Genomic DNA, 21,802 nt, shown 5'->3' on the forward strand with positions numbered 1-21,802 from the left:
ACGAGCACCGCATGGACCGCAACCATCTCGCCGGCCAGCACGACGACCCCATATCAACCCAATCCTGGCCGCCGCCGGCTACACCTTCACCCTCCTGCTCAGGTGGTTGAAGGCGTTTTTGAACATACTCAGCGCTGCGCTGCTGAGCCAACACAAACCGCTCGCAGCCCAAAAGCTCAATTGTTCACGGTCGACTACGGATCACATCCTCGGGGAGTTCCAAAGAACGGGGGCCTGCCGGCGGTCGACGATAGCATAGCGGGTTGGGCGAGAAGCCGATCAAGCAGGTTGACTTGCTCAGCACAGATGCGCGGCCTGGCAAAGTGAGCCGACCGGCGCAGGCGAGGGCGCCTCCGACCCGGCGGCAGCAGGCTCTCCTTCGTCACTTGTCGTCAATCGGCAACGCAAACCCTGCCTTTACGCGATCCATGACGACCATTGTCTTGAAACCTTTGATATCGCGGTTTTCGTAAAAGAATCGGCGCGTAAATGCTTCGTAGTCCTCCATGTCCTCGGCGGTGACGACCAACAGGAAATCGGTGTCACCCGTTACGTAGTAACCGATCATGACCTCCTCGGTGGCGCGGATGGCGGCCTTGAACCGGTCGACAATGTCTGCTCGTTCGCGTTCCAGCGACACCAGCACGATCATCGTAATGCCGCGTCCGACCGCCTTGGGCGAAACGATCGCGACGTCCGCCTCGATCACGCCGGCTTCACGCAGCCGCTTCAACCTCCGCTGACAGGCAGTCGGCGACAGGTTGGCGACGTCCGCGAGTTCTTCGGAGGTCAGTCGATTGTTCTTTTGAACCGCGTCCAGCAGGGCGCGGTCCGCTCTGTCGAGTGCGAGCATGCAAAATTCCTGCGTCAGATCACGAACTATGCATTCTTCCTGCGTACGCGGTCAAATCTGCGCAGCCAACTGACAGTGAACGCCGGCTAAGGTTTCTCCGAATCACGGAGCTCGCCAATGCAAGGCATTGCTGCTGAAACCTTCAAGACCCTTGCTCGTCCGGACCTGATCGAGCGCCGTGCTTTCCTGAATGGAACCTTTATCGTTCGAGAGAAGACGTTAGCCGTGATTGATCCGGCTAATGGCGATCATATTGTCGACGTCGCCGCCTGCTCACTCGAGGATGCCGACGCGGCCGTCGATGCCGCGCAGGAGGCCTATTTCGAATGGCGTAACCGGCTTCCTGTCGAGCGCGGTCAGATTCTGCGTGGATGGGGCAGACTGATGCACGAACATGCGCGGGACCTCGCCGTCATCATGACCGCTGAACAAGGCAAGCCTCTAGCGGAAGCGCTTGGCGAGATCACTTATGCCGCGAACTTTCTCGACTGGTTCGCAGCTGAAGGCGAACGTGCCTATGGCGAGACCATTCCGAGCCATCTGCCTGGCAGCCGCCTGTCGGTTCAGATGCAGCCGCTCGGCATCGCGGTTGCGATCACGCCGTGGAACTTCCCCTCGGCGATGATCACGCGAAAGGCCGGAGCCGCATTGGCCGCTGGCTGCACCATGATCGTCAAGCCAGCTCCCGAGACACCCTTGTCTGCGCTGGCGTTGGCGAAGCTTGCCGACGAGGCTGGCATGCCGAAGGGTGTGTTTCAGGTTTTGACTGGCGAAGCCGTGCCATTGGCCAAACGGCTTCTGGAGCACACGCGGGTTCGCGCCATCTCCTTCACCGGTTCTACCGAGGTTGGCCGCATTCTGCTCGAGCAATCGGCCGCAACGGTCAAGAAGGCCTCGCTCGAACTCGGCGGCCACGCACCTTTCATCGTCTTCAAGGACGCCGATTTAGCCGCTACGGTGAAAGGCTGCATCGGCGCCAAGTTTGCGACCTCCGGCCAGGACTGCCTGGCGGCCAACCGCATCTATGTACAGCGCGACATCCACGACGCCTTCGTCGATGCCTTTGCGGCGGCGGCGGAGAAACTTAATGTCGGTCATGGTTTCGAGCCGGGCGTCGACATCGGTCCCATGACACGATCCAGCGTCGCAGAGAAATGCCGGCAGCAGATCGCGCAGGCGCTCGCGGCCGGCGCTCGACTTGTATGCGGAGGCCAGGACAGCCCGCTTGGCGGTAACTTCGTCACACCGACCGTCCTTGCCGACGTGACCGACGACATGCTGATCGCCCGTGAGGAAACGTTCGGACCGGTTGCCGCGCTGCTTCCTTTCGACGAGGAAAGCGAAGTCATTGACCGGGCCAACGCGACGGAAATGGGGCTTGCGGCCTATGTCTACACCAATGATCTTAGCCGCGCGATGCGCCTGACCGACCGACTGGAATACGGTATGGTTGCCGTCAACACGTCCAAATTCACCGGCGCGCCGATCCCCTTCGGGGGCTGGAAACAATCTGGCCTCGGCCGCGAAGGCTCGCGCCACGGCCTCACCGAATATCTCGAAGCGAAATATATCTGCTTCGGCAATCTCGCCGCCTGAAAGGAACCCGTCATGACCGTCAGCCTCACCCAGATCGCCGAGATGGACCGCAACGCCGTCCTGCATCCTTTCACACAACTCAAGGATTTTGCATCCGGCAAGTTGGGCGACCCTACCATAGTTGAGACCGGCAAGGGCATCCGCATCCAGGATGCGCGCGGTAACCAGTTGATCGACGGCTTCGCCGGATTATACTGCGTGAATATCGGCTACGGCCGGCCCGAAGTTGCCGAAGCCATTTCGCGCCAAGCCTACCGCCTCGCTTACTACCACTCCTACGCAGCGCATACGACTGAGGAACTGGCAATCCTTTCCGACCGCCTCGTGCGAATGGCGCCTGGCAGGATGAGCAAGGTTTTCTATGGCATGTCCGGGTCCGATGCCAATGAGACACAGGCCAAGCTCGTCTGGTATTATAACAATCTGCGCGGCAAGCCGAAAAAGAAGAAGATCATCGCGCGTCAGCGCGGCTATCACGGCTGCAGCGTTGTTTCCGGCTCCATGACCGGCATGTCCTTCTACCATGATCACATGGATCTGCCACGCGCCGGTATCCTCCATACGGGCGCGCCGCACCACTATTGGGGCGCGGATGCCGGCGAGACGGAATCCGAGTTTTCCAGGCGCCGCGCCGCGGAACTCGAGGCGCTGATCTTGCGCGAAGACCCCGATACGATCGGCGCTTTTATCGCGGAACCGGTGCTGGGAACCGGCGGTATCACGCCTCCCCCAACCGACTATTGGAAAGAGGTTCAGGCTATCCTCAGGAAATACGATATCCTGTTGATAGCCGACGAGGTGATCACCGGCTTCGGACGCACGGGCTCTATGTTCGGCTCACAGAATTACGATATCGATCCCGATCTCATCACCGTCGCCAAGGGCTTGACCTCCGCCTACTTCCCGCTATCGGGCGCGATTGTCGGCGAAAAGGTCTTCAAGGTGATGGAAGAAGGCGCGGACCGCGTTGGATCGTTCTCCCACGGCTACACCTACTCCGGCCATCCAATCGGCGCCGCGGCCGCCAATGCGGTCCTTGACATCGTTGAGAAGGAGAACCTGCCCGCCAATGCGCGCGAGGTCGGCGCCTACTTCCAGGCCCAGTTGCGGGCTCGGTTCGCACAGCTTCCAATTGTCGGAGAGGTTCGCGGCGTCGGTCTCATGGCCGCGATAGAGTTTGTGGCGGATCGCGAGAGGAAGAGCCGCTTTGCGTCGGCGCTGACCGTTGGCGCGCGCGTCTCCAAGGCGGCACGCAGTCGCGGCCTTATCGCGCGCGCCATGCCGCATGGTGACATCCTCGGTTTCGCCCCGCCGCTCGTGATTACCAAAGCGGAGGTGGACGAGATGGTGGCGATCGCGGAAAGCGCCGTGCGCTCCGTGATGGATGACCTTGTCCAGGCCGGCGAAAGGATCTGATACCCACGACATCAGGGGCGCGGTCAAGGCGCCCTCCCCGCTGCTCGGTGGGACTGCTTGCAGTCCGGGTGGTAAACGCGCTTCATCTTTTGCCTGAAGCGTGCATAATGTCATGAAGTACTTGCCTCAGAAACGAGACAATTTTCATGAGCCGCCAGGCCAATCCCGTTGGCATCCCTCCGCTGCCAAGGACTACCGAATGGATTCCCGCCTTTGTCAGGAAGAAGGGTAGTACGAAGCATGCCGCGCTGACTGAGCAAATCATCGCGGACATCGATTCAGGCGTGCTGAAGCCGTTGGACCGGATGCCGACGCATCGGGATTTGGCCCGCGCCCTTAGCCTGTCCGTGCAGACCGTCAGCCTGTCCTACAAGGAGGCCGAGCGGCTGGGCTACCTCAGCGGCGAGATCGGACGCGGCACCTTCGTAAGGGCGCGGGTGACGGAGCGCGCAGGGCGCATGATGCTCGACCACAGTCCGAACGAGGTGCTGGACCTGTCCATCATCCGTGCGGCCTACCTCGACGCGCACGAGACGGCCGCACGCGAGGTTTTCCGCGAAATAGCCGAAGGCGAAGTCGCCGAGTTCATGCGCCCATGCCGCCCGGTCGCCGGGCTCATGCGTCACCGGGAAACGGCTCGTGCCTGGCTGCGCCCGCTGGGCGTCGGGGCGGGAAGTGAGCGCATCCTCGTCACCAACGGAGCCGCACACGGTATCTTCCTGGCACTGAGTTGCGTCGTCCGCTCAGGCGACGTGGTCCTGTGCGAAAATCTGACCGATCATGGCATCATCGGTCTGTCCAACGTCCTTGGGTTCAGCCTGAAAGGGCTGCCGACCGACGCTGAAGGCCTGTTGCCGGATGCCCTGGAAGCGGCCTGCGCGGCAGGCGGCGTGCGTTCGCTGGTGCTCATCCCTACCCTCAACAACCCGACCGGTCATGTCGCTGGCGCCGTGCGCCGGCAGGAGATCGCCGCGATCGCGCAACGTCACGGTCTATTTGTGATCGAAGACGAGGTCTATCGCCCGCTGATAGAGGAGCAACTGCCGTCGATCACAGAGATGCTGCCGGATCTCGGCTTCTTCGTCACCAGCTTCACAAAGACGGTGCTTACGGGTCTGCGCGCCGGTTATCTGGTGGTCCCGCCGGCCTATTCAATTCGCGCGGCCTCTATCCTGCGCGTGTCGAGCTGGAGCGGGACCTATCTAACGGGTGAAATCGCAAGCCGTTGGGTCGAGGACGGGACGGCGCTCCGCCTGATCGAGGTCCAGCGCGATGAAGCCCGCGCACGTCAGGCCATCACCGCGGAAATCCTTGGCGATCACGTTGCTTCAAGCCATCCGCTGGCGCTCTGTGCCTGGCTCAAGGTGCCAGCGCACTGGACGGAAGACGGACTGGTGCGGGCGCTGGCCAACCAGAATGTCGCGGTCACTCCCTCGGAGCCGTTCATCGCGGGAACGGGCCATGCCGGCGGCATCCGCATCTGTCTTGGAGGCCGCTTGAGCAGGACAAGCCTGAGAAATGCGCTGACCACGGTCAGACGGGCATTCGAGCAGTTGCCGCCCGTTTACGATATAGGTTCGATCGGCTGACCGGATCCTATTATTGGATCATTACAATATAATAATTGACATGATTTTTGTTCACTCGCAACATCACAATCATGTGGCGGAAAAACCTTCTCCGATCCAATACCGACCCGGCGCTGCCTGTCACGCTGACAGACATTGAACGCGCTGCCGCCAGGATCAACGGTCGTGTCCTGCGTTCGCCTCTTGTCCATTCGCCGCTGCTTTCTCAGCGGAGCGGACAACCCGCGTACCTCAAGCTTGAAACCCGCCAACCGACTGGCGCCTTCAAAGTGCGCGGTGCGATGAACGCCATCCTGGCGCTTGATGACCTTTCGGGGCGGCGCGGCCTCGTTACCGCGTCCACGGGCAATCACGGGCGCGCCGTCGCCTATGCGGCACGCGAGCTCGGCATGCCGGCAACGGTCTGCATGTCGGCACTTGTCCCGGCCAACAAAGTCGAGGCGATCAGGTCGCTGGGCTCCGAAATCCGCATTGTCGGCGTGTCGCAGGACGACGCGCAGGAGGAAGTCGAGCGCCTGGTGAAGGGCCTTGGCCTGATCCCCATTCCACCCTTCGATGCAGTCGATGTCGTTGCCGGGCAAGGCACGATCGGCCTCGAGCTCGCGGAGGATATGCCCGACCTCGATACGGTCCTCATTCCCCTGTCAGGCGGCGGTCTTGCAGGCGGCGTTGCGGTTGCGATCAAGGTATTGAAGCCGGGAACCCGCGTCGTCGGCGTCTCGATGGAGCGCGGTGCGGCGATGCACGCGGCCATGGCAGCCGGTAGGCCAGTCGCGGTCAATGAAGAGCAGACGCTGGCGGATTCGCTTGGTGGCGGCATCGGACTTTCGAACCGCGTCACCTTCGCGCTTTGCCGCGAACTGATCGATGACATCGTTCTCCTGACCGAGGAAGAGATCGCTGCCGGCATCCGGCATGCGGCGCGCGAGGAAGGCGAGGTGGTGGAGGGAGCAGGCGCTGTCGGCATCGCCGCGATTCTGGCCGGCAAGGTGACGTCATGCGGCCCGACGGCGATCGTCGTTTCCGGCCACAACATCGACCCGCAGGTCCATAGGGCTATCGTGGAGGGCGCCGCATGAGCCGCATCCGCGTCCTGCTCGAAAGGGATCTTCGCTCCATTATCAAACTCGACCTCTCGGCCATCGATTGTATCGAGCAGGCCTTTGCAGCGCTTTCGACAAGGCCGGTAGCCATGCCGCCGATCCTGCGCCTGGACATCCCGGAGTTCCGCGGCGAAGTGGACGTGAAAACCGCTTATGTTCCGGGCTTCGATGGCTTCGCCATCAAGGTGAGCCCCGGCTTCTTTGACAACCCCAAGCTAGGACTGCCGAGCCTGAATGGCCTGATGATCCTGTTCAGTGCGAGGACGGGTCTTGTTGAGGCCCTGCTACTCGACAATGGCTATTTGACCGATGTGCGCACAGCGGCAGCGGGTGGTGTTGCAGCCAGGCATCTCGCGCGCCAAGACGCGCGCAGTGCCGCAATTCTCGGCGCCGGCATGCAGGCTCGGTTGCAACTGAAGGCTTTGACCCTGGTCCGCCCGGTCCGCGAGGCACGCATCTGGGCTCGCGACCATGAGAAGGCTCGGAAGTTCGCCGCCGACTTTTCGCGGGACCACGGCATCGCGACCGTCGCGTTTGCCGATCCGCGAGAGGCCATTGCCGCTGCGGATATCGTCGTCACCACGACTCCGGCCGAAAAGCCGATCCTTTTTGCCGACTGGCTGAAGCCGGGGCAGCATCTCACCGCAATGGGCTCGGATGCCGAGCACAAGAACGAGATCGATCCGACGCTCTTCGAACGCGCGACCTATGTCGCCGACCGTCTAACGCAGACTTGCATTCTCGGTGAGCTTCATCATGCGATCGAAGCCGGCACGGCAGCGCCCGACCAGGCATTTGCCGAGCTCGGAAGCATCATCACCGGACAGGCGGTCGGGCGCCGGGGCTCTGACGACATCACCTTTGCCGACCTGACCGGGACAGGCGTTCAGGACACTGCCATCGCCAATCTGGCGCTGGCCCGTGCCGAGGACGCGGGAAGCGGACAGACGATCGTCAACGAGATCACCACAGGAGATGCAGCGTGAGTGTGGCGCTGAACTTTACGCGCGAGGAATATGCGGCGCGTCTGTCCAAGACTCGCGCCGCCATGGAGAAGGCCGGCATCGAGTTCCTGATCGTCACCGATCCGTCGAACATGCACTGGCTGACCGGCTACGACGGCTGGTCCTTCTACGTGCACCAATGCGTTCTCGTGCCGCCGCAGGGCGAGCCCGTATGGTTCGGCCGCAAGCAGGATGCCAACGGCGCGAAGCGGACGGCTTATCTCGCGCACGACAACATCGTCGGCTACGCCGATCACTACGTGCAGTCCACTGAACGCCATCCGATGGATTATCTCTCGCAGATCATCAGCGAGCGCGGCTGGGACAGGCTTTCGGTCGGCGTCGAGATGGACAACTACTATTTCTCGGCAGCCGCCCATGCCTCGCTGCAGAAATACCTCGCCAATGCTCGTTTCAAGGATGCTGCAGGGCTCGTGAACTGGCAGCGCGCGGTCAAAAGCGAGACCGAGCTCAACTACATGCGCAAGGCCGGCCGCATCGTCGAACTCATGCACAAGCGCATCGCCGACGTGGTCGAGCCAGGCATGCGCAAGTGCGACCTAGTGGCCGAGATTTACGATGCCGGCATCCGCGGCACGCCCGAGTTCGGTGGCGACTATCCGGCCATCGTGCCGCTGCTACCCTCAGGCGCCGACGCCTCTGCCCCGCATCTGACCTGGGACGACAAGCCGATGCGGGTCGGCGAAGGCACGTTCTTCGAAATCGCCGGAACCTACAAACGATACCATTGTCCGCTTTCGCGCACGGTGTTTCTGGGCAAGCCTACACAGGCCTTCCTCGACGCCGAAAAGGCGACGCTGGAGGGCATGGAGGCCGGGCTTGCGGCCGCCAGACCCGGCAATACCTGCGAGGACATCGCCAACGCCTTCTTCGCCGTGCTGAAGAAATACGGGATTACCAAGGACAACCGCACCGGCTATCCAATCGGTCTCTCCTACCCGCCGGACTGGGGCGAGCGGACCATGAGCCTGCGTCCCGGGGACCGCACCGAGTTGAAGCCCGGGATGACCTTCCACTTCATGACCGGCCTCTGGCTGGAAGACATGGGGCTGGAGATCACCGAGAGCATAGCCATCACCCAAACGAGCGTGGAATGCCTGTCCAGTGTGCCGCGCCAGCTTTTCGTAAGGGGATAGACCGTGCTGAACAGTGCCCCTCGCCCCTCGCCGATCGTCGCTTCCGTCGATTTCGACGCGAAGGGTGTGCAGCACGGACATCTGCGTCTGCCCTACAGCCGCGACGACAGCGCCTGGGGCTCGATCATGATTCCCATCTGCATAATCGCCCATGGAATCGGCCCAACCGCCTTGTTGATCGGCGGCAATCACGGTGACGAATACGAAGGCCCTGCGGCACTGTTCGAGCTGGCGCAAACGCTTGCGCCGTTACACGTCAGTGGGCGGATCATCATCGTCCCGGCCCTGAACTACCCAGCTTTTCGTGCCGGCACACGAACCTCGCCGATCGACGGCGGCAACCTCAATCGCAGCTTTCCGGGCAGGCCGGACGGGACAGTCACGGAGAAGATAGCGGACTACGTCACCCACCGCCTGATCCCGTTGGCCGACATCGTTCTGGACTTCCATTCGGGCGGCAAGACGCTCGATTTCCTGCCATATGCCGCAGCGCACACCCTGCCGGACAAGAGCCAGCAAGCCAGGTGTTTTGCAGCTGTCGCTGCGTTCGCTGCCCCCTATTCGATGAAGATGCTGGAGATCGATGCCGTCGGCATGCTCGACACGACGGTCGAGGAAATGGGCAAGGTGTTCATTACGACGGAGCTTGGTGGCGCAGGGACAGCCAGCGCGACTTCCATCAAGATCGCTCGGCAAGGAACTCTCGATGTCCTGCGCCACATGGGCATTCTCGGCGGCACCCCGGAGCCTCGGACCTCGCGCTGGCTGGACATGCCCTCCAGCGATTGCTTCACCTTCGCAAGGGATGACGGGCTCATCGCCTTTGCGCGTGATCTCGGCGCGCCGGTATCGGCGAACGAGATCATCGCGCTTGTCTATCCGATCGGTAGCACTGGCGTGGCGCCCATCGAGTACCGCGCCGCAATCGACGGTGTCCTTGCAGCGCGTCACGTGCCCGGCCTCATCAAGGCCGGAGATTGTCTCTCCGTCGTCGCGACGATCGCCGAGTATCCGCAACCAGGCCAGACATAGCGAGATCCGAAAACGGACTGCAAGACCTATCAACCAGTGGAGAACTGATATGCATATCCCAAAGATAGCCGGACTTTCCATAGTGGCACTCGCCATAGGCATGACTTCTGCGAGCGCGCTGACCGTCGATGAGGTCAAGGAGCAGGGCTATATACGTGCCGCCACGGCCAACGAGGTACCCTACTCCTACATGCAGCCGGACGGCACTTCGGCAGGTATAGGACCCGATGTCGCGACCGCCGTCCTGAAATCCATAGGGGTGGAGGAAATCAACTGGACGGTGACGCCATTCGGAACCCTCATTCCCGGCCTCAAGGCACGCCGCTTCGACTTCGCGGCTGCCGAGCAGAACATCTCGCCCGAGCGCTGCAAGCAGGTCGCTTTCTCCGAGCCGAACTCGTCCTACGGAGAGGGGCTCCTCGTGAAGAAGGGTAATCCGAAGGGCCTGGCAACCTATGCCGACATCGCGAAGGATCCGTCGCTCAAGGTGGCCGTGGTCTCGGGAGCCAACAATGTCGACTTCCTTCGCGCCGTTGGGGTGAAGGACGATCAGATCATCTTCATTCAGGCCAACGCCGATGCCATCCCGACCGTCCAGAGCCGCGTTGACGCCTATGCCGCGACGGAGCTGACCGTGTCGGCGCTCGCCAAGGATCAGGCCAATGTCGAGCAGGTTGCGCCGTTCACCGACCCGATCGTCAATGACGCACCGGTCCGCAACTATGGCGGCTTCGCCTTCCGCTCGGAGGACAAGGAACTGCGAGACGCCTTCAACGCCGCGCTCGTCGAGTTCCGCAAGACCGACGAGTACAAGCAAATTCTAATGAAGTACGGTCTTTCCGAGCAGAGCATCGCGGCGGCGGCCGAGAAGAATGTCGCGGACCTTTGCGCCGGCAAGTGACGACGCAAAGCGCCCGGTCAGGGGACCGGGCGCAATCCGCCGGCCGACGGACTGGAGTGCCCCGCATGGATTGGACAGCCTACCTGCCGATGCTCTGGCAAGGCGCCGCCGTGACGATGACGATCACGCTGGCGTCGATTGCCATTGGCGGAGTTCTCGCCTTCCTCTTTGGAGTTCTGCGGGTCGAAGGCGGCTGGGTCCTCTCCACCGTCGCTCTCTGCTACACCGAGGTGTTCCGCGGTACCTCGCTCTTTGTGCAGCTCTTCTGGTTCTACTACGCATTGCCGCTCGTCGGACTAAGCTTCGAGCCGGTTACCACGGGGATCCTTGTGCTCGCCGCCCATGCCGGAGGCTACGGTGCCGAGATCGTTCGCGGGGCGCTTTCATCCGTTTCGGTCCATCAGCTTGAAGCCGCCCGTGCGCTGAATTTCAGCCGCTTCCAGACCCTGTTCCACGTCTCGCTGCCGCAGGCTGTCGTCGAGATGATGCCGGCATTCGGCAACCTCGCCATCGAGACGCTGAAGCTGTCTTCGCTGGTCTCGCTGATCTCGATCGCGGACCTCACCTTCTCGGCTCAGTCCATCCGCAACATCACGCTCGACAGCGCCAGCATCTATTCGGTCACGCTCCTCTGCTATTTCGCGATGTCGCTGGTGCTGATGATCGGGGTCCGCATCCTCGAGCGCATCGTGCGACGCGGCAACGCGTTCCCGCGCGCGGCGCATTCGTGAGGTCGTGTCCATGATGTATGGCTACGAATGGGACACGACAACCTGGGTCACCTACGCGACGTCCATCCTGCCCATCATTCTGATAGGGCTGACGGTGACATTGCAGGCCGCCGCAGCAGGCTTCGGCATCGCGCTCGTCCTTGGTCTCGTCTTTGCGCTGCTGCGCCGCAGCCGCGTCAAGGTGATGTCGTGGACGACGGCCTTCGTGGTCGAATTCCTGCGCGACACGCCGCTGCTGGTGCAACTCTTCTTCCTCTACTACGTGCTGCCGGATTTCGGCATCGTGCTGCCCGCCTTTATGACGGGCGCTCTGGCGCTCGGCCTGCAATACGCCGCCTATACCTCCGAGGTTTATCGCGGTGGAATTGAGGCGGTGCCGCGCGGACAGTGGGAGGCCGCAACTGCCCTCAACCTGACGCGAATGCAGACCTACCGCGATGTTGTCATACCGCAGGCCATCCCGCGCATCCTGCCCGCCATGGGCAACTACCTTGTCGCCATGATCAAGGAAACGCCGGTGCTGTCCGTAGTTACGGTGCTTGAGATGATGGGGCTCGCCAACATGATTGGTGAGCGTACCTTCGAATATCTCGTGCCTCTGACAATGGTGGGGCTGATATTCCTTCTCCTGACGCTGATCTGCTCGGCGGTCCTGCACCGCTTGCAGACCGCGCTTCCCAAAGCAGGAATCCCCTTGCGATGAGCGAGAACCAGACCAAACCGATCATCGAGTTCTCCAAAGTCGCCAAGCGCTTTGGCACGTTGACCGTGCTGGATGATTTCGATTTCAAAGTCGCGAAGGGCGAGAAGGTCACGCTCATCGGGCCGTCCGGCTCGGGCAAGTCCACGGTGCTGCGCATCCTGATGACCCTGGAACCGTTTCAGGAAGGAACGCTGACTCTCGCCGGCATGCCCTATCACGAGCCGAACGGCAAGGGCCCCTTCAAGGCGTCGGAAAAGCACATGCACCAGATCCGAGGCCATGTCGGAATGGTGTTCCAGAGCTTCAACCTGTTTCCGCACATGACAGTGCTGCGCAACGTAATCGAAGCGCCAGTGCGTGTGCTCGGCCTGCCGCGCGGCGAAGCCGAGTGCCGGGCGGTCGACCTCCTGGCAATGGTCGGACTGGCGGACAAGAAAGATCGCTATCCGTCGCAGCTCTCCGGCGGCCAACAACAGCGCGTGGCGATCGCCCGTGCGCTCGCCATGCGTCCCCGCGTCCTGCTTTTCGACGAACCGACCTCGGCGCTCGATCCACAGCTCGTCGGCGAAGTGCTGTCGGTAATCCGTAATCTGGCGAACGAACATGAGCTGACCATGCTGCTCGTCACACACGAGATGCGCTTCGCCCGCGAGGTCTCGGACCGCGTTTGCTTCTTTGACAACGGGCGTATTTGCGAGCAAGGCCGACCTGAAGAGATATTTGGTGCTCCGCGACAGGACAGAACCCGTGAGTTCCTAGAGTCGGTAATCGGATAGGGAAGCACAAGGTCTGTCACGCTCAAATTGTTGTTCGAGAGCCGCCGGTCGCTTCCCACCGTTGTCGTTGATCGCATTTCCGCCTGCATGGCGCGTTGCTATTCATATTGCAACACTCGCCAGGATCAACCCAAGATTGTTCCCAGTTGACCATCAGAGCCTAAGCGTCACCAACTTAACTGGATGATGTTATAGTGAGTTAGGCGACAGTTTTAGCCTTATACGAGAGATATTTCTGCTCAATGTTCGATTTATTATTTAATTTTCCTTACACATTTATGGCTTTTCCATGATAAGCGAGCTCAATGATTGACATTTGACGTTCGGTGGCGTATTTTTCAAAACATACACTTTTGTTTCTTGCACGAAACATTCAATAAATAATTGCAAGTGCTTGATCTTCTAACTGGAAATATCAAGGGGGCGCACACAAAGGAGAATTTTATGGCTGACTCTAGAGAACCTCGGAAACCCCCCAAGATTAGAGCGCTGGCTGGGGGCAAGCAGAGTGCACGTGTGTTTTCCAAAGGCGTATCCAACATCGTCCCGGGTGAATTACTGGTCCAGCTTAGTCCTGATGCCGCCAATAAGATGACTGCGAGCATAGCGCGAGGTCCCTCGCGTGGACGCGCCATGGCTGGAGCCAAAGCATTCGGCATCGGCACGCTTGACGATGCCTTGGGCGATCTGAAAATTACGGAGATCACGAGCCTTCATCCACCTTCCCCCGCAACCTCGGCCGCCATGGCAGAAGCCGTGCAGATGGCCGGCACCTACCGCATCCGCTATGCCGGCAAGACCAACGCGGAAACGGCTGTCAAGCGCCTCTCCAGTGTCGCCGGTGTCGTCTATGCCGAGCCCAACGTCTATCGCGAGACCTGCATCGTCCCGAACGATCCGGACTACCCCTCGCAATGGGGCTTGAACCACATTAACTGCCCGGCCGCGTGGGATCGCACCACCGGTTCGCCCAATATCGTCGTCGCTGTGATCGATACTGGCATCGACCTCGATCATCCCGAACTCGCCGGACTGCTGGTCCCCGGCCGCGATCTGGTCGATCTCGGGACCAATCCGACGCCGCCGCCCGGGTGGCATTTCGAAGGCGATTTCGACAATGCCGATGCCGACCCCCAGGACGAAGTCGGTCATGGCAGCCATGTCGCCGGCACCATCGCCTGTTCCAGCAACAATGGCGTCGGTGTGGCTGGCGTGACGTGGAACTGCCGGCTGATGCCTGTACGGGTGCTGGCTCGCCTGGTGCGCAATTCAGACGGCCGAGTCAGCGGCACCGGTTCAGCAGCCGACATTGCGGCCGGCATCCGTTGGGCCGTCGACAATGGGGCCCGCGTGCTCAATCTCAGCCTTGGGGGGTCCGTCGACACCCAGGTCGAGCGCGACGCCATAGCCTATGCTATTGCTCAAGGCGCCGTCGTTTGCGCAGCAATGGGGAACGGCTTCGACGACGGCGACAACGATCCGAGCTATCCGGCGGCCTATCCCGATGTCATCGCGGTCGGCGCCATCGACCAGTCGGATCACCAGGCGTTCTTCTCGCAGACCGGGCCACATATCGACGTCGTCGCGCCCGGAGTCGGCATTCGCAGCACTGTCTGGGACGATGGCTACGATACCTATCAGGGTACCTCGATGGCGACCCCACATGTCGCCGGCGTTGCAGCCTTGGTGCTGTCGTGCAACCCGCAACTGTCAGCGGCCCAGGTCGGTGACATCGTCCGGCAGACGGCGCGGCCGTTGCGTGACAATCCGGCCGATCCGGTGCCCAACGACGTCTACGGTTTCGGCTGCGTCGATGCCGCCGCAGCCGTCAATCGCGCCTGCCCGCGGCCGCAGCCAAGCGTGCCGATCACCGCCTGCCCGTCGTTCGTGCGGTGCCCGCCTTCCGTCGTGGTGCGCTGTCCGTCCCAGCAGATCGTCTGCCAGCCTTCACTCATCCAGTGCCCGCCGACCCGGCCGATCTGGACCTGCCGGTCGATCATCACGATGTGCCGGTCGCAACAAATCACCTGCCTGTCGTTACCGGTGAGATGCCGATCTTTGGTGGACGATTGTCCATCGCAGATCACGATCTGCCCGTCGGAGACGGTGATCTGCCCCTCGCAGACGCCGGTGACCTGTCCCCAGCCTTCGAACCTGATCCGTTGTCCATCTGGTTTCCTTTGTGGCATCGACCAGCCGGGACAGCCGCCGGGTTTCGGCAAGGGCATGGCCTCCGACCAAGGCGGCGGATGCGGCTGTGGCAGCCAGGGCGAAGACTGGTCGGCCTATGATCCTTACTCGATGTGGAACGGCGAATAGACCGGGGTGAAGAATTGTAATTCAAGCAAAGGCTTGCGGCGCGAATGACTCTCGCGCCGCAACACGATATGACGGCGCCTGCCCGCGTCGATGACGGATCGTTGGCGGCAAGAGCTCTGTCCGCTTGTGGCTGGTTAGAAAAAGGCGACTTGCACGACCCACGTCTCAAGATCGAGACGCTGTCACGTTTCCATGTTGTCTCCCGAGTGACAGCGCCCGACGGCCGCATGGCCATCGTCAAGTATCCTGCGAAGGGTTCCGCACGCGGCGGCCGCAATCTGGTACGCGAGCTATATGTTTACCGGCTGGCACGTTGGAAGCCCGCCATCGCTTCCGCCCTGCCAAGGCCTATCCTGCTCGACGAAGCACATCAGATTCTTGCCGTCGAATATCTGGGCCATGCCGGCAGCGAATGGCCGCTGCATTTCGCCCCTTACCCAATCACCCGCCCTCCGGTCGCCGTGCGTCTTGGCATGGCAATGGCGAAATGGCACGGCGATACGACCGAGGTCAGCCTGCTCCCTTCACTCTCGGCCGGCATATTGCACCTCAGCGAGGACACCGAAACGGCGACAGCCGACCGTGCAGCCGGCTCCGCCCGGTTCATGCGCTTCCTCGCCGACGACACGGTCTTCAGCCAATTGCTTGACGAGGCGCAGCACCTGTATCGCCCGCGTTGCTTGATTCATGGCGACATCCGCGGCGACAATTGGGTGCTGCAAGACGATGAACTGAAGCTTGTCGACTGGGAGATGTCGGGCCTGGGCGACCCGGCCTGGGATATCGCCGGGGCCCTCGCCGAAATGGTGCTGCAAGCCATTCGCGACGGCATCGGCGCCGAACCGGGCATGAGCGGCTGGCCAAGGACGGTCGAAACGTTGGCGCCGATCTTTCTCAATGCCTACCGCCAGACGGACACCTGCGATCGCCTCGTGCCTTTCACCGCCGCCCGCCTTCTCCATGTCGCCAGCGAATGGGTCGATGCCGTCGCCCAGTTCGTCAACGAGGATAGCGACTTCACCGAAACCGGAGTGACGCCTATCCTGACAACCGTCGGGATATTGTGCGAGAAACGCAATCAAGCCACCGACTGGTTTACGCAATGGACCTAACAGGCACGAGTGACAGGCTGGCGGCAGGTGTCGAGCGCGATCTCGCACGCTTGGCGGGGCTGCTCGATCCGGTTCCTCAAGAGCTCGCGATGAGCGTCGACCCTACCGAGCGGCTGACGCAAATCGCCGATTGGCTCTATGGCAATTGGTATACCCAGCAACCCGATCTTTCCGTCATTCACGACTCCGCCCTACCGCCGCCGGATTTGCGTAGCGCGCTTGCTGTGGTGGCGGCCGCGTCGCGGCATTGGCAGCGCGGTTGGGTAGTCTTGCAATCCGATCCGGGCGGGGCTTGCCTGGCCGGCTTGAAGCAGGTGAGCCGCTGGCTCTATCCCGGCCAATACGCCAACATTGCGCGCCCCGGCCTGCCGCCAGCGCCAGGCGACGAGCTAAGCGTCAACGAACTGATCAGCGATGTCGACGAGGCGACAGGTTTCTGGGTTTCACAGTCGTCGATCGCAACGCCTGAACCACCGCTCACCAGGCTCTATTTCAATGTGGGCTGGCAGGACGTCGGCCCGGTGCTGGCCGAAGTCACGAGCTGGCTCGATGGCACGGCCACGAAATATTCCCTCAAATATCCTATCCGGCCAGACCTCACGCAGCGCGTCGATGCACTTGTGGTCTATCTTGAGCGCGAAGTTTGCCGGGCATTGGAGCCGGCGGTAACGGCGCTCGCCGAGCGGCTCCGCCGGCATCTGCGGCCGTCGACGCCGCCACTCACCTACGCCCTCGCGCCAGGCGTCGGCCGCGCTGACGACCCTGCCGGCAACTCATCCTTTGGTCAGAGCCGATGCAACGCGTTGGCCCCTGCCGTGCTTGATCTCATCGAGACCGGACCGACAATGAAGATGCACGCCGTCGCCAAACTGGTCGCCGCGCTGGCCGCGGCATCGATCGATCCGCGGCGACCCTGGGAGGTGCAGCCGGCATGAGAACCGAGACGCAGCCGGCGACGACATCGCGTTACCGCGATGCCGCAATCGAGATCGGCGACAATCTGGTCGCTGGCGCCTCTGCCGAAACCTTGGGCGTCACCTGGGTGGGCGATGATCTGGTCGGCACGGACGAAAACAACACCAGTGTGATCCACGGCCCCGTGGGCCCCGATTTCTATGGCGGCGCCGCCGGCATCGCCTGGTTCCTCGGTCATCTGGCAAGAGCTACTGCTTCGCCGGTCTACGCTGATGTGGCTCGCGCCGGACTAGCCTTCTCGCTTTCTACCGCGAGACGCGAATTTTGTCCCGCCAGCCTGTCGCTCTATTCAGGCGCCGCCGGCGTCGCGCTCGCGGCGGCTGAAGTGGCCGACGCGCTCGACGATATGGATCTGCGTCGGGAGGCCTTCGCTTTGGCTCGCGATATCGCCAATTCGATAATCGCCGGCGCAACAATCGAAATGAATGATCTGCTTAGCGGATTGGCCGGAGTCAGTATCGGTCTGCTGGCCTTGCACCGTATGTCCGGCGACAGCCTCTATCTCGACGCGGCCCGCCTCGCCTGCAAATATTTGATGGGGCGACGCTCACACTCGTGGTGGGGCGACTCCTGGCCGGACCATGAGGGCCAGCCCGCTTTGTGCGGCCTCGGCCATGGGGCGTCCGGCATCGGCCTCGCTCTGGCCGAAGCCGCGTGGGTGACAGGAGACGCGTCGCTGCTCGACGCCGCGCATGCCGCCTTCACCTACGAGCGCAGCCATTTCGCCCGGGAACGCAGCGCCTGGCCCGATCTGCGCAAACCTGAAAGTCCCGGCTGGACCACCGCCTGGTGCCATGGCGGACTGGGCATCGGCGCCGTCCGCCTGCGCCTGTACGAAGCAACCGGCGACGACTGGGCGCTGGCTGAAGCGTCGGCCGCGTTGCTTGCAGCGCGTGGGCTCGCCGTACAGGCAGGCCGCGATGCGGCGCAAGGCATCGCCCACGACGCAACACTCTGCCATGGGCTTGGTGGTGTCACCGAGTTGATCTTGCTCGCCAGCGAAATCCTGAAACTTCCCGAGCATAGCCAGGCCGCGTGCCGGCTCGCCGATCTCTGTCTCAAGATCAAATCGCTCAACGGCGGCAAATGGACCACCGGCCTCGCTGGTTGCGCTGACGTCCCCGGCCTATTTACTGGCATTGCCGGCGTCGGCGTAACCATGCTCCGCATCGGCAACCCAGCGGCGATCGGCTCGCCGATGCTTCCGGGTCGTCCGGTGATCACAGCAAAGCGGTAACTGTCGCCGCTTTGGTCCGCCGTCAAAAACCCGATTGAAAGGAATCCGGCTCGGCGTAGCGCACACCCGTGATTGCCCGGACCTCTTCGAGGAATGCCTTCAAGTCGGCGCTTGCGGGAATGTCTATCACCAGCACATCACCGGTATCGCGCCGCAACCGCATGATCTCCGTGGTCGACTTTCGCAGCGCTTCTTCGATCGCTGCAGGCTCGATTCCGGGCTCGATCCCGATGTTCACTCTTTGAGTCATAACCTCACCTTGCAGGCTGATGGCAAAGCCTCGGCCGCGAGCCCAATTTTTTGCATCCATTGCCATTTGCAACCGTGACGTCCGGACCGGTTGCTCGCCGGCTCACCAGGCTCAATTCTGGCGAACTCGTAATCAATATCACTTTGTCTTCAAGATAGCCCCAAAATACGAGACTGGTACATGAATTCAGGAGCACCCTGACGCCAAAACTGCCCAGTCCAAGCTAAAAATCTGTGTGCTGAGAGAAAAATCGTCGAGGTTATCCGCGTGTGCCACTGCTGCTCGCGAGGGTGATTTGCATGGGGGCAAGCTTCGGCGGTAGTCCTTGTAGCGGAAGGTGACGCCAGCCTCCTCGAAGGCGATCAGGCGGTGGTTCGAGATCGCCGCCTGATGGGTATAGCGAGCCAGGTATGTGAGCACCGCCTCCAGTCCGGCGAAGGGCGCCTTAACGTACACCACCAGCGCTTGCTCCTCACGGGAGACAGGTAGTGTACGAAATGCCCGCCCGTCGGTGAGGTGCGTGATCGGTCGGAAGAACGGAGCCGGCCGGCGTCGTGCAGCGGGACCAGATGGGTCAGGAAGAGACGGCGCAACGGCTTGCCGAGCGTCCTCACCGGAAGCGGGAAGGCCAGCACGAGGAGACCCAGGGCTTCCCATAGAGCGCGATGCCGCTGCCCGGCACGATTATGTGGACATGGGGATACTTTCCGCCCCAGTGTGTGTGTCGAAAACGCTTCGCTACTCCCTTGACAACAGCAGCGCCCCGAAGAGCAATAACATGCGACGTGGGACAACAAGGCGCTGTCGGTAACGCCGTGCGGGACAAAAACGATTGAGTAGACTCAAACGCCTTTTCCAGAGATTTTTAGTTCTCTGTCTGGGTGTAGTGAGCGTTTGGCTCATCGTCTTCGTCGTTTTCGACACTGCTGACCACAGACTCCCATGGGTGCTGGCTGTAGGCGTGACCTATGGGCTTGCTGCCTATGTCATTTTGCCGAACGTGGTTCGAATGGGCCTCAAGGTTCTCCACAGGAGGCTCATTCCGAGATACACTATTACCGGAGACGGATTGCCGGGCGATCCAGTGAACCTCGTCTTGATCGGCACTCTTCGACAACTTTGCGATGCCTTTGCTGCGGCGGGCTGGTCGACGTCCGATCGTTTGGGTCCCGCGAGCTCGTGGCGGATGGTCCGGGCATTCTTGCTGAACTCTTCCTACCCCACCGCCCCCTTCAGTTCGCTCTATCTCTTCGGGCGACGGCAAGACATTGGTTTCCAACAGCCGATCGACAACAGCCCGCGCAGGCGCCATCATATCCGCTTTTGGGCGCAGAGCCTCTCTCATTCGGCCGACGACCTAACGTCAGCAAGCTTCTGGCTGAACACGGATGTGCCACCGACCGACCAAAGGGTCCTGTGGGTCGGGGCCGGCACCAGGGACACTGGAATTTCGCTAACCAGACTGACGTTCCAAGTGACGCATGCTACGGATTCAGACACAAATGCCGAGCGAGATTACATCGTAAGCCAGCTGAGAACGAAGCAGCTAATCGGGGACGTCGCATTGCATCAATCCGGTTCACGTCTGCAGACCGGAAAGGTCAACCACTACATCACCGATGGCGAGGTCGCCTTCGCCAGCCTTATTGAGAATTGAGAAATGTGCTCTAGTACCCGGCCCGTAGGTCGATGAGGATTGCACAACAAGCAACGTTCTGGATTGTGGTTGGAGCAATCGCCTTAATCGCGGTTGTGCTGCTGCGTCAGATCATGCTGCCATTTGTTGTCGGCACTTTGCTGGCCTATCTCCTGGTTCCAGCGGTTGACATGTTGGAGCGGCGCAATATCAATCGCACCTTGGCGGCGCTGACCGTCTTCCTGCCGCTGATATTGGGTATTATCGCTGCTCTTTTGGTCTTGTTCCCGGTTATTATTGGCGAACTCAGATTTTTTATCGAAGAGTTCCCGCGCTACGTCGCACGGCTTCAGTCCCTTGCCACCGACGCAAGTCGCTCGTGGGTCCACAGTATCCTGGGCGACGATCTTCACATCGAGCAATCGTCCGTTGATGTTGCAAAGACGATGGGCACCAAATGGCTCGACGGCGTCGTTACTTCAGTCTGGTCCAGTGGCCGCGCCGTGCTTTCCCTTCTCTCTCTGCTCGTTGTTACGCCGATTATCGCCATCTATCTCGCCATCGACTGGCATCGAATGATTGCTACAGTCGACGGCTGGTTCGCCCCGAAATACCGTAACGACATTCGGCAGTTGGGGCGAGAAATCCACGAGGCAGTCGCTGGTTTTGTGCGCGGTCAGTTCGTAATCTGTCTTGTCCTCGCGTTGCTCTATTCGACTGCTTTGAAGCTGATCGGGCTGAACCATGCCATTTTGATTGGTGCGACTGCAGGAATCATAAGTTTCGTTCCCTACCTGGGGGCCGGTACCGGCATCTTGGTGTCAGTATGCGTGGCGGTTGACCAGTTCTGGCCCAATTGGGCGCCGGTCGCGGCTGTGGGCGGGGTGTTCATCGTCGGAGAAGTGTTTGCGGACTATGTGCTGTCGCCGCGCCTCATCGGTCGTCGGGTCAATCTCAATCCAGTCTGGATGATGTTCGCGCTGTTCGCATTTGGGGCGCTGTTCGGCTTCATAGGTGTCTTGCTGGCAATACCAGTGGCGGCGTCGTTAGGTGTTATTCTCCGCTTCGCGAGACGCAAATCCCTGGGGCGATCAGCTCACAACGCTTCAACCACTGCGATGTAGATTGCAAACAACTACTGCCAAGCACGCGGACGCTCCCGTCCGCTTCGGGCATGCGGGCGTAGGCACCTGCATTGTGACCAATGGTGGTTTCCTGGTACGCCTCCGAGGAGTGCCGCCTTGTGAACATCGGCGCCAGGAATGATTACAGGTCGTATGGACACCACTACGACCAAGAATGATTTCAAGCTTCTGGAGATCGTGGACACGGGCCGGCGTCGCCGGTTCAGTGCGGAGGCGAAGCGTCAGATTGTCGAGGAGAGCTTCGTGTCGGGCGATGCGGTATCCGCG

Annotated in this window: 20 protein-coding genes; 17 read left to right on the forward strand and 3 right to left on the reverse strand. The window is 61.3% G+C overall.

Features of this window, described 5'->3' with window-relative positions:
• Positions 1-382: 382 nt before the first annotated feature.
• Positions 383-853: an Lrp/AsnC family transcriptional regulator gene (locus tag ABMA59_RS35400; protein WP_349010044.1), complete on the reverse strand. Its 471-nt coding sequence runs from the start codon at positions 851-853 to the stop codon at positions 383-385.
• A gap of 117 nt (positions 854-970) precedes the next feature.
• Here ABMA59_RS35400 and ABMA59_RS35405 point away from each other — a divergent pair, with 117 nt between their 5' ends.
• The 15 genes from ABMA59_RS35405 to ABMA59_RS35475 all read left to right on the forward strand — a co-directional run bounded on the left by ABMA59_RS35405 (position 971) and on the right by ABMA59_RS35475 (position 18,504).
• Positions 971-2,449: an NAD-dependent succinate-semialdehyde dehydrogenase gene (locus ABMA59_RS35405; protein ID WP_349010045.1), complete on the forward strand. Its 1,479-nt coding sequence runs from the start codon at positions 971-973 to the stop codon at positions 2,447-2,449.
• 12 nt (positions 2,450-2,461) lie between these two features.
• Positions 2,462-3,865 (forward strand): aspartate aminotransferase family protein, encoded by a 1,404-nt coding sequence (locus tag ABMA59_RS35410; RefSeq protein ID WP_349010046.1) that lies wholly within the window; start codon positions 2,462-2,464, stop codon positions 3,863-3,865.
• 146 nt (positions 3,866-4,011) lie between these two features.
• Complete coding sequence (gene ehuR / locus ABMA59_RS35415) at positions 4,012-5,454, forward strand: MocR-like ectoine utilization transcription factor EhuR (protein ID WP_349010047.1); 1,443 nt, start codon at positions 4,012-4,014, stop codon at positions 5,452-5,454.
• 71 nt (positions 5,455-5,525) lie between these two features.
• Positions 5,526-6,533 (forward strand): hydroxyectoine utilization dehydratase EutB, encoded by a 1,008-nt coding sequence (gene eutB, locus ABMA59_RS35420; RefSeq protein WP_349010048.1) that lies wholly within the window; start codon positions 5,526-5,528, stop codon positions 6,531-6,533.
• The gene (gene eutC / locus ABMA59_RS35425) at positions 6,530-7,543 is read left to right on the forward strand and encodes an ectoine utilization protein EutC (RefSeq protein ID WP_349010049.1); all 1,014 of its coding nucleotides are present in this window, start codon (positions 6,530-6,532) and stop codon (positions 7,541-7,543) included. The genes eutB and eutC overlap by 4 nt, the downstream gene beginning before the upstream one ends.
• Complete coding sequence (doeA, locus tag ABMA59_RS35430) at positions 7,540-8,718, forward strand: ectoine hydrolase DoeA (protein ID WP_349010050.1); 1,179 nt, start codon at positions 7,540-7,542, stop codon at positions 8,716-8,718. The genes eutC and doeA overlap by 4 nt, the downstream gene beginning before the upstream one ends.
• 3 nt (positions 8,719-8,721) lie before the next feature.
• The gene (doeB, locus tag ABMA59_RS35435; RefSeq protein ID WP_349010051.1) at positions 8,722-9,750 is read left to right on the forward strand and encodes a N(2)-acetyl-L-2,4-diaminobutanoate deacetylase DoeB; all 1,029 of its coding nucleotides are present in this window, start codon (positions 8,722-8,724) and stop codon (positions 9,748-9,750) included.
• Between the two features lie 49 nt (positions 9,751-9,799).
• A complete protein-coding gene (ehuB, locus tag ABMA59_RS35440; RefSeq protein ID WP_349010052.1) occupies positions 9,800-10,651 on the forward strand; it encodes an ectoine/hydroxyectoine ABC transporter substrate-binding protein EhuB in 852 nt (283 codons plus the stop codon).
• A gap of 65 nt (positions 10,652-10,716) precedes the next feature.
• Positions 10,717-11,382, forward strand: a complete 666-nt coding sequence (ehuC, locus tag ABMA59_RS35445; RefSeq protein WP_349010053.1) for an ectoine/hydroxyectoine ABC transporter permease subunit EhuC — start codon at positions 10,717-10,719, stop codon at positions 11,380-11,382.
• A 10-nt stretch (positions 11,383-11,392) separates the two neighbouring features.
• Positions 11,393-12,085 carry an ectoine/hydroxyectoine ABC transporter permease subunit EhuD gene (gene ehuD / locus ABMA59_RS35450; protein WP_349010054.1) on the forward strand — a complete coding sequence of 231 codons (693 nt, stop codon included), beginning with the start codon at positions 11,393-11,395 and terminating at the stop codon, positions 12,083-12,085.
• Complete coding sequence (ehuA, locus tag ABMA59_RS35455) at positions 12,082-12,861, forward strand: ectoine/hydroxyectoine ABC transporter ATP-binding protein EhuA (protein ID WP_349010055.1); 780 nt, start codon at positions 12,082-12,084, stop codon at positions 12,859-12,861. The genes ehuD and ehuA overlap by 4 nt, the downstream gene beginning before the upstream one ends.
• A 633-nt stretch (positions 12,862-13,494) precedes the next feature.
• On the forward strand, positions 13,495-15,180 hold the full coding sequence (locus tag ABMA59_RS35460; protein WP_349010056.1) for a S8 family serine peptidase: 1,686 nt from the start codon (positions 13,495-13,497) through the stop codon (positions 15,178-15,180).
• Between the two features lie 149 nt (positions 15,181-15,329).
• Positions 15,330-16,292: a phosphotransferase gene (locus ABMA59_RS35465; RefSeq protein WP_349010057.1), complete on the forward strand. Its 963-nt coding sequence runs from the start codon at positions 15,330-15,332 to the stop codon at positions 16,290-16,292.
• Positions 16,293-16,342: 50 nt separating this feature from the next.
• Positions 16,343-17,227 (forward strand): T3SS effector HopA1 family protein, encoded by an 885-nt coding sequence (locus ABMA59_RS35470; protein ID WP_349010058.1) that lies wholly within the window; start codon positions 16,343-16,345, stop codon positions 17,225-17,227.
• The gene (locus tag ABMA59_RS35475; protein ID WP_349010059.1) at positions 17,224-18,504 is read left to right on the forward strand and encodes a lanthionine synthetase LanC family protein; all 1,281 of its coding nucleotides are present in this window, start codon (positions 17,224-17,226) and stop codon (positions 18,502-18,504) included. Before ABMA59_RS35470 ends, ABMA59_RS35475 begins: the two co-directional genes overlap by 4 nt.
• A 22-nt stretch (positions 18,505-18,526) precedes the next feature.
• Here the strand turns inward: ABMA59_RS35475 and ABMA59_RS35480 are convergent, their stop codons facing one another.
• The gene (locus ABMA59_RS35480) at positions 18,527-18,814 is read right to left on the reverse strand and encodes a S8 family serine peptidase (protein ID WP_349010060.1); all 288 of its coding nucleotides are present in this window, start codon (positions 18,812-18,814) and stop codon (positions 18,527-18,529) included.
• A 126-nt stretch (positions 18,815-18,940) separates the two neighbouring features.
• On the reverse strand, positions 18,941-19,411 hold the full coding sequence (locus tag ABMA59_RS35485; RefSeq protein ID WP_349010061.1) for a transposase: 471 nt from the start codon (positions 19,409-19,411) through the stop codon (positions 18,941-18,943).
• Between the two features lie 175 nt (positions 19,412-19,586).
• Here ABMA59_RS35485 and ABMA59_RS35490 point away from each other — a divergent pair, with 175 nt between their 5' ends.
• Positions 19,587-20,411 (forward strand): LssY C-terminal domain-containing protein, encoded by an 825-nt coding sequence (locus ABMA59_RS35490; protein WP_349010062.1) that lies wholly within the window; start codon positions 19,587-19,589, stop codon positions 20,409-20,411.
• Between the two features lie 32 nt (positions 20,412-20,443).
• Positions 20,444-21,514 (forward strand): AI-2E family transporter, encoded by a 1,071-nt coding sequence (locus ABMA59_RS35495; protein WP_349010063.1) that lies wholly within the window; start codon positions 20,444-20,446, stop codon positions 21,512-21,514.
• Positions 21,515-21,802 lie beyond the last annotated feature (288 nt).

Origin of the sequence: Mesorhizobium yinganensis, assembly GCF_040081985.1 — a bacterium.
Lineage (GTDB): Bacteria > Pseudomonadota > Alphaproteobacteria > Rhizobiales > Rhizobiaceae > Kumtagia > Kumtagia yinganensis.